14 protein-coding genes are annotated in these 11,439 nt (G+C 57.7%); 13 read left to right on the top strand and 1 reads right to left on the bottom strand.

The annotated features are described in order from the left end of the window. The 8 genes from Q0K06_RS12895 to Q0K06_RS12860 all read left to right on the top strand — a co-directional run. On the top strand, window positions 1-1,032 hold a 1,032-nt coding region (locus tag Q0K06_RS12895), incomplete at its 5' end, for an ATP-binding cassette domain-containing protein (RefSeq protein ID WP_294553266.1). A gap of 126 nt (window positions 1,033-1,158) precedes the next feature. Continuing rightward, a complete protein-coding gene (locus Q0K06_RS12890; RefSeq protein ID WP_294553265.1) occupies window positions 1,159-1,470 on the top strand; it encodes a metalloregulator ArsR/SmtB family transcription factor in 312 nt (103 codons plus the stop codon). Between the two features lie 86 nt (window positions 1,471-1,556). Then, window positions 1,557-2,570 (top strand): permease, encoded by a 1,014-nt coding sequence (locus Q0K06_RS12885; RefSeq protein ID WP_294553263.1) that lies wholly within the window; start codon window positions 1,557-1,559, stop codon window positions 2,568-2,570. A gap of 49 nt (window positions 2,571-2,619) precedes the next feature. Next, the gene (locus Q0K06_RS12880; RefSeq protein WP_294553261.1) at window positions 2,620-2,967 is read left to right on the top strand and encodes a thioredoxin family protein; all 348 of its coding nucleotides are present in this window, start codon (window positions 2,620-2,622) and stop codon (window positions 2,965-2,967) included. Between the two features lie 2 nt (window positions 2,968-2,969). Continuing rightward, window positions 2,970-3,368, top strand: coding sequence for an arsenate reductase ArsC (locus tag Q0K06_RS12875; protein ID WP_294553259.1), 399 nt, complete (start codon window positions 2,970-2,972; stop codon window positions 3,366-3,368). Between the two features lie 254 nt (window positions 3,369-3,622). Then, a complete protein-coding gene (locus Q0K06_RS12870; RefSeq protein ID WP_294553257.1) occupies window positions 3,623-3,916 on the top strand; it encodes a hypothetical protein in 294 nt (97 codons plus the stop codon). Window positions 3,917-3,930: 14 nt separating this feature from the next. Continuing rightward, entirely contained in the window at window positions 3,931-5,460 is a 1,530-nt protein-coding gene (locus tag Q0K06_RS12865) for a hypothetical protein (protein WP_294553255.1), read from the top strand. A 423-nt stretch (window positions 5,461-5,883) separates the two neighbouring features. Continuing rightward, on the top strand, window positions 5,884-6,726 hold the full coding sequence (locus Q0K06_RS12860; protein WP_294553252.1) for a patatin family protein: 843 nt from the start codon (window positions 5,884-5,886) through the stop codon (window positions 6,724-6,726). Window positions 6,727-6,835: 109 nt separating this feature from the next. On the opposite strand, the gene Q0K06_RS12855 is transcribed toward Q0K06_RS12860, so the two are convergent. Beyond that, a complete protein-coding gene (locus Q0K06_RS12855; RefSeq protein ID WP_294553251.1) occupies window positions 6,836-7,300 on the bottom strand; it encodes an Rrf2 family transcriptional regulator in 465 nt (154 codons plus the stop codon). A 391-nt stretch (window positions 7,301-7,691) separates the two neighbouring features. Between Q0K06_RS12855 and Q0K06_RS12850 the strand changes: the two genes are divergently transcribed. From Q0K06_RS12850 to feoB, 5 genes are all read left to right on the top strand, one after another. After that, entirely contained in the window at window positions 7,692-8,453 is a 762-nt protein-coding gene (locus Q0K06_RS12850) for a 4Fe-4S binding protein (protein WP_294553249.1), read from the top strand. 25 nt (window positions 8,454-8,478) lie between these two features. Further along, window positions 8,479-9,141 (top strand): nitroreductase family protein, encoded by a 663-nt coding sequence (locus tag Q0K06_RS12845; protein WP_294553247.1) that lies wholly within the window; start codon window positions 8,479-8,481, stop codon window positions 9,139-9,141. Between the two features lie 178 nt (window positions 9,142-9,319). Further along, entirely contained in the window at window positions 9,320-9,763 is a 444-nt protein-coding gene (locus tag Q0K06_RS12840) for an Hsp20/alpha crystallin family protein (RefSeq protein ID WP_294553246.1), read from the top strand. Between the two features lie 102 nt (window positions 9,764-9,865). Next, window positions 9,866-10,105 carry a FeoA family protein gene (locus Q0K06_RS12835; RefSeq protein WP_294553243.1) on the top strand — a complete coding sequence of 80 codons (240 nt, stop codon included), beginning with the start codon at window positions 9,866-9,868 and terminating at the stop codon, window positions 10,103-10,105. Continuing rightward, a partial coding sequence (feoB, locus tag Q0K06_RS12830) for a ferrous iron transport protein B (RefSeq protein ID WP_294553241.1) occupies window positions 10,092-11,439 on the top strand: 1,348 nt, incomplete at its 3' end. The genes Q0K06_RS12835 and feoB, both read left to right, overlap by 14 nt.

Below are 11,439 nucleotides of genomic sequence, written 5' to 3'. Positions count from 1 at the left end.
CTGGCCGGCGTCACCCTGGGCACCGTCATCTCCTTTGTGGGTCTGAACAAGAGCTTCACCCAGCCCATCACCCAGGTGAGCCAGCAGGTGAACTTTGTGGTCACCGCCGCCGCCGGCGCCCAGCGTGTCTTTGACCTGATGGACCAGGAGCCCGAGGCCGACGAGGGCTATGTGGAGCTGGTCAATGCCAAGGAGGACGCCGCCGGCAATCTGTCCGAGGCGGATCACCGCACCAATGTCTGGGCCTGGAAGCACCCCCACAAGGCTGACGGCACCGTGACCTACACCCGTCTGGAGGGCGGCGTGGTCTTTGACGGCGTGGACTTCGGCTATGACGAGAGCAAGCTGGTGCTCCACGACATCACCCTCTGGGCCAAGCCCGGCCAGAAGATTGCCTTTGTAGGCGCCACAGGCGCGGGCAAGACCACTATTACCAACCTCATCAACCGTTTCTACGACATTGCCGACGGCAAAATCCGCTACGACGGCATCAACATCAACAAAATCAAAAAACCCGACCTGCGCCGGTCTCTGGGCATCGTACTCCAGGACACCCACCTGTTTACCGGCACAGTGATGGAGAATATCCGGTACGGTAACCTGGACGCCAGCGACGAGGAGTGCATGGCCGCCGCCCAGCTGGCCAACGCCGACGGGTTCATCCGCCGCCTGCCTGACGGCTATAACACCATGCTCACCGGCGACGGCGCCAACCTGTCCCAGGGCCAGCGGCAGCTGCTGGCCATCGCCCGGGCTGCCGTGGCCGACCCGCCGGTGCTGATTCTGGACGAGGCCACCTCCTCCATCGACACCCGCACCGAGAAGCTGGTGCAGGACGGCATGGACGCCCTGATGACCGGCCGGACCACCTTTGTTATCGCCCACCGGCTCTCCACCGTCCGCAACGCCGACTGCATCATGGTCATGGAACAGGGCCGCATCATCGAGCGGGGCACTCACGACGAGCTGATGGAAAAGAAGGGCAAGTACTACCAGCTCTACACCGGCAACTTTGCCGAGGAGACTGCCTGACCTGGGCGTGTGTACGCCTGCCTGCCGGCTTCGGACTCAGTTCCGAAGCCGGTTTTATTTTTCCCCTTGACAGCGCGCTGTCCCGGCACTATAATAAATCAAGATTTTTAGATTTGAGGTGTGTACATGGCCACAGTATATGAGACGCGGGCCGCCGTGTTCAAGGCCCTGTGCGACCCCCGGCGGCAGCAGATTCTGGAGCTGCTGCGGGGCGGCGAGCTCTGCGCCTGCAAGCTGACCGCGGCTCTGGGCATGCCCCAGTCCTCCCTGTCCTACCACATGAAAATTCTCTGCGAATCAGGCATTGTGGCGGGCTGTGAGGAGGGGAAATGGACCCACTACCGCATCAGTCCCCAGGGCAGCGCCAGGGCTGTGGCGCTGCTGCAGGAGATCACCGGCGCGGCAGAGGGGCAGAACCCCTGCGGCTGCTGCAAGTGACGGAATATCCCTACGCCACCCAAGGGGCGGCGTTTTTTCCGGCGTTTCAAATCGAATTTTCTTGATTTATATGGTTGGGAGGCTCTATGGAAGCGCTGCAATCGGTATGGAATTTTTTCCAGGATGAAATTCTGGGCATGGGCTGGCTCAGCCGTCTGATGACCGCCCTGGTGGAAAAGCTGGGGCTGGACCCCGGGAGCCGGACAGGCGGAAGCGTGCAGTTCTTTCTCTACGACACCATCAAGATCATGGTACTGCTGGGCTGCCTCATCTTCCTCATCTCCTATATCCAGAGCTTTTCCCCGCCTGAACGGACCAGACGGATTCTGGGCCGGTTCCACGGTCTGGGCGCCAACTGCCTGGCCGCCCTGCTGGGGACCGTGACCCCCTTCTGCTCCTGCTCCTCCATTCCCCTGTTCATGGGCTTCACTGCCGCCGGGCTGCCCCTGGGCGTCACCTTCTCCTTCCTCATCTCCTCCCCCATGGTGGACCTTGGCAGCCTGGTACTGCTGATGGGGGCGTTCGGCTGGAAGGTGGCCGTGGTCTACGTGGTGCTGGGACTGATTGTGGCCGTGGCCGGCGGCACGCTGATTGAGGCCCTCCATCTGGACAATCAGGTAGAGGAGTACATCCGGGGCGGCCAGGTTCTGGGCCAGCCCCAGGAGGCCCTGTCGGTCCGGGACCGGCTGGCTTACGCCTGGGAACAGGTGGTATCCACGGCCAAAAAGGTATTTCCCTATGTGTTGGCAGGCGTTGGCATCGGCGCTATTATTCACAACTGGATTCCCACCGACTACGTGGCAGCCCTGCTGGGCAGCCGCAATCCCCTGGGTGTAATTCTGGCCACGGTGGTGGGCATACCCATGTACGCCGACATCTTCGGCACAATTCCCATTGCAGAGGCTCTGTTGGCCAAGGGGGCCCTGCTGGGGGTGGTGTTGTCCTTCATGATGGGAGTCACCACCCTGTCCCTCCCCTCTCTCATCCTCCTGCGCAGGGCAGTCAAGCCAAAGCTGCTGGGCGTTTTTGTTGCCATCTGCGCGGTGGGCATCATTCTGGTGGGGTACTTCTTCAACGCCCTCCAGCCTCTGCTGGTGTAAATCAAACCATTCTGCTGAATGAATTTTTATTCTAAAGGAGCGCGTCACTATGGCACTGTTTGGATTCGGAAAGAAAAAAGAGGGGGAGAAGTCCGCCTGCAGCTGCGGCTGCGGCTGTGAGGTCTCCCCCGCCCCTGCGGACTCCAGTCCCATCACCAGCATCCGGGTGCTGGGCTCGGGCTGCAAAAACTGCCGCGCCCTGCTGGAGAGCACTCAGGAGGCGGTTCGCACCCTGGGTCTGCCTGTAGAGGCGGAGTATGTGACGGATATGAAGGAGATTATGGCCAGCGGCGCCATGGCGATGCCCGCTCTGGAGATCAACGGAAAGCTCGCCTCCGCCGGCCGGGTGCTCAAGGCCGGCCAGGTGGCCAGACTGCTGGCAGAGTGGGGGCGGTAAGCATGGCAAAAAAACGAATTGCTTTTCTCTGTGTCCATAATTCCTGCCGCAGCCAGATAGCCGAGGCCCTGGGCCGCCATCTGGCGGGCGACCGCTTCGACTTTTACTCCGCAGGCACTGAGACCAGGCCCCGGATCAACCAGGATGCAGTACGGCTGATGAAGCAGCTCTATGGCATTGACATGGAGAAAAGCCAGTACAGCAAGACCATTGACCAGATTCCCACCCCCGATCTGATCATCTCCATGGGCTGTGATGTGGGGTGTCCTTACATTGGCCGGGCTTTTGACGACAACTGGCAGTTGCCCGACCCCACCGGCCAGAGCGACCAGGTGTTCCTGGACGTTATCCGCCGTATTCACCGCCGGATAGAGACGCTTGTGAACACGCCGCAGGCCTGAAGCAAACGCTCCCTGCGGAGCGGCCACAAGGTCCCAAACAGGACAGCCTGCCGTGCAGTGCGCTTTGACGCCCACTGCACAGCAGGCTGCTTTTTTCAGGTCTCCGACGGGAAGCGTCCTTTCCCCGCTCGCCCCAAAACACTATGCAGCAGGGATATTGTTTTTTCTTTACGTACAGCTAAAATAAAAGCAGCGTAGCCATTCCCTGTGCCTGTCTCACAGAAGCACCCTTTGTACCAAAGGAGAGGAAGATTTTGATGAAAAAACTGTACTCCAACATCGGCAAGAAACTGACAACCCTGGCGATGGTATGCGGCGGCATCGGTATTTTCTGCATAGCGGTTGGCGTTATTGTAGAGCTGCTGACCTTCTTTGACTCTTTTAACGGTATCCTTCTGCTGAGCTGCGGCCTCGGCGGCCTGCTCTGCCTGCTCTCCTCCTGGCCGCTGTACGCCTTCGGTCAGCTGGTGGATGACGTTCATCAGCTGGCGGGCAACGGCAGCATTCAGGCCTCCGCCTCCCCCGTTGACGAGCTTCCCGAGCTGTAAAGGAGCGCAGTATCATGAGCAATCGATATGCAAGGCTGTTCGCCTCGCCTGAAAATCTGTATTCTGCAGGCGCTCCCGTTGTGATTGCGGCGGGCGCCCTGCTCAAGGATACCCAGACGAACAAGGTGCTGGTGCAGCTTAAACTCCGCAACATCCAGGATAAAGCCATTAAGGCGGCCACCGTTGCGCTCACGCCGCTGGACACAGTGAATCAGCCGCTGGGCAGCGCAGTCCAGCATCAGTATCTGGATCTGACTGCAGCGCGGGACGAGGATTTTGGCCAGAAGCTCCCTATTTTTCTCCCGGATCCGGCTGCGCGGGCCTTTTCAGCGGCTGTAACGCAGGTCATCTTTTCAGACAACAGCATCTGGACAAGCGCCGGATCGCCCTGGGAGCCCCTCTCCGCCCCCGTACCGCTGATGAACGCCTTCCGCGACCCCGAGCTTGTCAAGCAGTATCAGATTAAGTTCGGCAGCGACTGCAAGTTTGCCTTCAAAGCGGAGCAGGATCTGTGGTATTGCTCCTGCGGCGCCCTCAACCACCAAAGCGAGGAGGCCTGCCACAACTGCCGCAGGACGTCCGCTTATCTGTCAGAGCTGGATCTGGAACAGCTGAAGGCCGACCGGGACGAGCGGCTGCAAAGAGAGGCGGCGGAAAAAGCGGCTGCGGAGGCCAAGGCCAAAAAGGCCCGCAAGCTGGCCATGATTCTGGTCCCCGCCGCCATCGTTGTGATTGTGGCCGGCGCGCTGATTTCCGGAAGCCTGAAAAACAGCTCCGCATATAACAATGCGTCCGCTCTTCTGGCGTCCGGGGACTATGACGGCGCAGCCGCTGCCTTTGAGGCCCTGGGCGACTATAAGGACAGCGCCGACCAGGCCAAGCAGGCCATGTACGACAAGGCCATGGCCCTCATGTCCTACGGCGAGAGCGGCAGTGACGAAGGCCTGTCCCTCGTGCTGTCCGAGGGGGAGGCCATCTCTTCCGACGCCAACCTCTCCAAGCTGTATTATCAGGAAGCAGTGGAGATTTTTGAGTCCCTGGACACCTACAAGGACAGCCGGAAAATGGCCGACAGCGCACAGTATTATCTGGACCAGAGTGTGAAGTCCGGCATATACAATACCGTTCTCGAACAGTTGGAGAGCGGCGAGTACATGGAAGACTATATCAACGCCTTTTGGACACTCATGGATATGGGCGATTATGAGGACAGCCAGGAACTGGCCAGTCTGGCGGTCTCCAAGATCTTTGAATGTATAAAAGAAGATTTCGGCATCAGTGATGACGACCGCTGGAGTGCCACCTATGACGCAGAGAACCAGCTGGTAACCATCGCATACAATATGAGTCCAAACAGCCCCTTGACGCCGGAGGAATTTCTCTCCTCCATTGACGCCAGCACCCGCGCCAGTATGGAGGCTTCCATTCAGGATACATGGTATGTCTTTGACGACATCTTTACGGACTACCTGGGGATCTCCTGTCAGGTATGCTATTATCTCGACTGGAACAGCGGGGAACCGGTTTTTACCTACCCTGACTGACCTCACATGGGGCAGAAGCCGTTCCGTCTCCTTCTCATGCGGACAGTCCTCTGATATTAAGACCCGCAGCAGCAAACGGTTCCCCGGTCATTGGCTCGGGGAACCATTTGCTTTATACAAATCAGCTGATGACAATGTACCCGGTTCTGCACAGGAAAATCCGGAGGAGCATAAAACATGCTTTCCTCCGGATTATTTATACATCTGAGTAGGAAGTGTAAATGGTACATGCCCTGTTCTTCTGTTATAATCAGTGTTGTATCCTGAAAAGTATGTCAGAATTGGAAAAATTGCTTCTGCCGCTTTGGACTGCTGCACCAATGCTGCGTCCGGTTGGCCACAGAGACCGGGATAAACGAAAAATGAATGGCGAACGGCTGCGTTTAAAAGCTGACGATACGGAACCGAGGAGAGAAATTGACTATGAAAACCGGGATTGTGGATGTAGGTGGCGGGCTAAGAGGAATCTATGCCGCCGGCGTATTGGACCATTGCTTAACCGATGGGATCCATTTTGACCTTGGAATCGGCGTCTCCGCGGGCAGCGCCAATATCGCGTCGTATGCGGCCGGACAAAAGGGACGGAATATCCATTTCTATATGGATTATTCCTTTCGAAAACAGTATATGGGTATCGGCAACCTGCTCACCAAAAAGTCCTTTGTTGATATGGATTATGTTTACGGCACGCTGAGCAACTCGGACGGTGAAAATCCGCTGGACTATCCGGCGCTGCGCGATAATCCCATGGAACTTCTGGTCGTCGCAACAGACGCTTTGACTGGTGAGACAAAGTATTTCACGAAAGCGGATCTGCAGCAGGACAACTACGATATCTTCAAAGCGTCCTCCTCCATCCCCTTTGTCTGCCATCCTTATTTGATTCAGGGTATCCCGTACTACGACGGAGCGCTGGGAGATCCCGTCCCGGTGGAGAAGGCACTGCAGATGGGCTGTGACCGCGTCGTACTGATTTTGACCAAGCCGGAACATGTGCTGCGCACTCCGAAAAAGGATAAGCGGCTCGCCGCCGGCATCCGAAAAAAGTACCCGCTTGCCGCTGAAAAACTGTGCCTGCGGGCCCAGCACTATAATGAAGGTGTGGCACTGGCTCAGAAATATGCAGAGCAGGGCCGGGTGCTGATTATTTCTCCGGACGATACCTGCGGAGTGGACACCCTCAAAAGGGACAAGGAGGCCCTGCAGCGGCTCTACGATAAAGGGTACCATGATGGGGCGGTCATAAAAGATTTCTTGCAGTCCTGAGTGTACTGCGTGAACTTGTCTCACTATATTATGAAATTTGAAGTTTTTCGGCTCCGGCTCTCCGTTGGGAGTGGAGCTGCCTCTCGGAAGTCTGCACTTTTGGGAAACGTTATGCCTCTCCCGGGGAGCGTTCTTCCGCTTTCTCGACCTGAATCTGGTGGTAGTCCGAGAGGACCTGAGCCAGCGTGATACCCTCCAGGCTGTGGCGGAGGTCATCCCGGATTTTCTGGTAGGAACGGTCCAATACATCGTGTATGCTGTTTCCCACCGGGCAGAGCGCGGCCGGCGACGGGTGGACGCCAATCAGTTTGGTCAGGAAATCCGGTTCCAGGGCTGCGCAGATCCGGTAAAGGCTGACTTCCTGCGGCGGGCACTGGAGCGTCGCCCCGCCGGTTCCGGCTTTGATGGAAAGAATGCCATCCTTCTTGAGCGCACTGAGGATATACCGAATCGTGACTGCATTGATTCCGGCTGAACGGGAGAGCAGTTCGCTGGTCACCTTGTACTTATCCCCATATTCATGAACAAAAACCAGACAATGGAGCGCCACGGAACACTTTGTGCTGATGTGCATCAAAATCCCGCCCTTTGAATTTATAGAATTTGTACTAATCAGAGTATAACGTACTTTTTATGTGCTGTAAATACATCAATTACATCTTATGAGGGGATTTGACGAAATAAGAGCGCCGGGGAACGCCAGGCCAAATACTTTCACGGGCAAAAAGCGTCCCACTCTTAGGAGCGGGACGCTTTTTGCCATAAGAGCGGTTCATATCGTTTAAATTGCACGGATCTCCCTATATCAGCTCACTTTTCCAAATTCCATTTCACATCTCCCCACCGCTGCGCATACGCCTCAGACTTTCCGGGCGCCCATAAAATTCTGCGTTGTAAATATTGACACTACATCACAGGCGGAGTACAATTGGTGTAATTCAAAATATTACAAGGAGGAGCGTATCATGAATCTCGTACAAATCACATTCAGCCCCACCGGCGGGACGCAGAAGGTGGCGGACCTCATCACCGGGGCGTGGGAGAAACCGGTCACGAAAATCGACCTGTCGGATGCCGGGGCCGATTTCTCTGCGGTCAGCCTGGGAGAGGACGACCTGGCGCTCATCGCAGTGCCCTCCTTCGGCGGGCGTGTCCCGGCGGTGGCGGTCCAGCGGCTGGAGCAGATCCGGGGCAACCGGGCCCGCTGCGCTGTGGTGTGTGTCTACGGCAACCGTGCCTACGAGGACACGCTGCTGGAACTGAGCGACGCGGCGGAAAAGAGCGGCTTCCGGGTCATCGCCGGCGTTGCCGCCGTGGCGGAGCACTCCATCATTCACGAGTACGCCGCAGGCCGGCCGGACGGGCAGGACCAGGAGGAGCTGCGGAGCATTGCGCAAAAGATCCTGGAGAAGGCCCAGAGCGGCTCGGATACCCCGCCGCAGATTCCCGGCAACCGCCCCTATAAGAAGGCGGGCGGCGGCGGGCTGGTTCCCAAGGCGGACCACAAGTGCAACGCCTGCGGCCTGTGCGCGGAGAAATGCCCGGTGCAGGCGATCCCAAGGGAGAATCCCAGGGAGACGGACGGAAAGAAGTGCATCTCCTGCATGCGCTGCGTGTCCATCTGCCCCCAGAAGGCCCGGAAGGTGAACGGCGCCATGGTGGCAGTGGCGGCCATGGCCATCAAGAAGGCCTGCGAGGTACGAAAAAACTGCGAGCTGTTTTGCTGAGCTGACGGACGGGAGGCGGACTGGCATGGATATAATGCAGGCAATGGAAGCGCGGCACTCCGTTCGGGCCTATACCGGGAAGAAAATTGAATTGGAAAAACGGCAGATACTGGACGAGTTGATCCGACAGTGCAATGCGGAGAGCGGCCTGCATATTCAGATCCGCTATGATGATCCGACCGCCTTTGACTCGGCACTGGCCCACTATGGGAAGTTCCGCAACGTGGAGAACTACCTGATTCTGGCCGGAACGCCCCGGGACGATCTGGAGGAACAGTGCGGATACTATGGAGAACGGATTGTATTGGAGGCGCAGATGCTGGGCCTGAACACCTGCTGGGCGGCTCTGTCCTTCCACAAATCCGCCGTAAAAAAACTGGTCCCGGCAGGCGAAAAGCTGGTGTTGGTAATCGCCATCGGATATGGAGAGACCAGGGGAGCCGCTCATAAGAGCAAGTCCATAGACCGCGTGGTGTCTGTCCAGGAGGAGATGCCGGACTGGTTTTGGCGCGGTGCAGAGGCAGCCCTTTTGGCGCCGACCGCCATCAATCAGCAGAAATTCAAAATTGGACTGAAGAACGGGAAACCATGGATTTCTGTATCCGGGATGGGCCCTTACACAAAAATTGATCTCGGCATCGTCAAGTACCATTTTGAAGCAGCTTCCGGGCATCAAGCGACAACATAAGAGTACCCCCCAGTTATGTGAAGGATTTGTGAACAAATTTTGCGATTTCTGTAAACACTAGCACTCTCCTATTGACAGTGCTAACGTCCGGTGCTATAACAGAGTCGTTCCAAGAGGGAGGGCCAAAGAGGCCATCCCGGTGGGCACAAGATAAGTGGTTGAAATGGAGGAATGACTTATGTTGCCCAGCATTTTTAGCGAGAATTTGTTTGATGATCTCTTCAATGATGATTTTATAAACTTCCCGATGTGGAGCGGCCGTAACCCGCTGTATGGCAAGCATGCCAAGAACCTGATGAAGACCGATGTGCGGGAAACCGAGAACACCTATGAGGTGGACATCGACCTGCCCGGCTTCAAGAAGGACGAGATCAGCGTGGACCTGAAGGACGGTTATCTGTCCATCAGCGCGGCCAAGGGCTTGGATAAGGACGAGAAGGACAAGAAGGGCCGCTACATCCGCCAGGAGCGGTATGCCGGCGCATGCAGCCGCAGCTTCTATGTGGGCGATGTGAAGCCCGAGGATGTGTCCGCCAAGTATGAGGACGGCATTCTGAAGATCTCCGTGCCTAAGGAGAGCAAAAAGGAATTGCCGAAGCGTTCCACCATCGCGATCGGCTGAGTTTTAAGTTCACTGGGGTGTCCCATAGTGGGGCGCCCCTTTTTTATTCCAACAAGACAGTGATGGGCCAAACTTGAACGGCTTTGTCAGAGAGGTGCAGCCATGCTTTTGAAAGACGCCCAAGTAGGGCATACCTATGTTGTAGAACAAATCAGCCTCCCCTTCCAGCTGGAGCGCCGTCTGGAGGCTCTGGGCATGACCCGGGAAACGCCGGTTTCCGTGCTGAACCGGAAGGGAAAGGGCATTCTGATCATCAGGCTCCGGGGCACCCGGTTCGCCCTGGGGTACAACATCACAAAGAACATTACAGTGAAAGCGGGTGACGCAAATGGCAGGGAATGAAATGACCATCGGGTTCATCGGCAACCCCAACTGCGGCAAGACCACTCTGTTCAACGCCTACACCGGGGCCAACCTGAAGGTGGCCAACTGGCCCGGCGTCACCGTGGAGAAGGTGGAGGGGGTCATGAAGGACCACGACATGACCATCCATCTGGTGGACCTGCCCGGTACCTACAGCCTGACCTCCTACACCATGGAGGAGACGGTCTCCCGGCAGTTCATCCTCAGCGGCCAGGTGGATGTGATCATCAACGTGGTGGACGCCTCCGCCCTGGAGCGCAGCCTCTACCTGACCCTCCAGCTGCTGGAGCTGGGCAAGCCGGTGGTAATGGCGTTGAACATGATGGACATTGTGGAGAAGCGGGGCATGGAGATCGACCTGCACCGCCTGCCGGAGATGCTGGGCATCCCGGTGATCCCGGTCTCCGCCCGCCAGCGGAGGGGGCTGGATGTGCTGCTCCACGCGGCCATCCACCACAAGGACAGCACCGGGCCGGACCGGCTGGTCCACGAGCATGCGGCCTCCCCCAGGCACCGGAACGACCACGCCGAGCACGCCATGGTCTACTCCGATGCCATTGAGGACAAGCTGGACCAGCTCATCCCCGCGCTGAAAAAGCGGTACCCCGATCTGGTCAATTACCGCTGGCACGCTCTGAAGCTGCTGGAGAGCGATCAGGAGATCACGGAGAAATACCCCGTGGATCTCCCCCAGGTGCTGGACCGCAGCTATGAGGCGGACATCATCAATCAGAAGTACGACTTCATCGGGGAGATCATCGGCGAGGTGCTGCTCCACAAGGAGCGGCAGGATGTGCTGACGGAAAAGGCGGACAAGCTGCTGACCAGCAAGGTGTGGGGCATCCCGGTCTTTCTGGGCATTATGGCGGTCACCTTCTTCCTCACCTTTACCGTTGGAGACTGGCTGAAGGGATACCTGGAGCTGTTGATCGGCTGGCTCTCCGGGGCGGCGGAGTCGGGGCTGGCTGCCGTACAGGCCGGGGAGGCACTCACCTCTCTGGTGGTGGACGGGATCATCGCCGGCGTGGGCACCATCATCACCTTCCTGCCCAACATTCTCATTCTGTTCCTCTGCCTGGCCCTGCTGGAGGACAGCGGCTATATGGCCCGGGTTGCCTACGTGATGGAGGGGATCATGAGCAAGCTGGGCCTGTCCGGCAAGGCGTTCATCCCCATGCTCCTGGGCTTTGGCTGCACCGTCCCCGCCATCATGGCCTCCCGCGCCCTGGAAAACAGGCGGGACCGGTTCAAGGTCATGCTGGTGACGCCCTTTATGAGCTGCAACGCCCGGCTGACCATCTACATCCTCTTTT

The sequence above is a fragment of the uncultured Pseudoflavonifractor sp. genome (genome assembly GCF_944387805.1).
Taxonomy (GTDB): domain Bacteria; phylum Bacillota; class Clostridia; order Oscillospirales; family Oscillospiraceae; genus Pseudoflavonifractor.
Note: the sequence above shows the minus strand (reverse complement) of the source record. Positions and strands in the feature narration are given on the sequence as shown.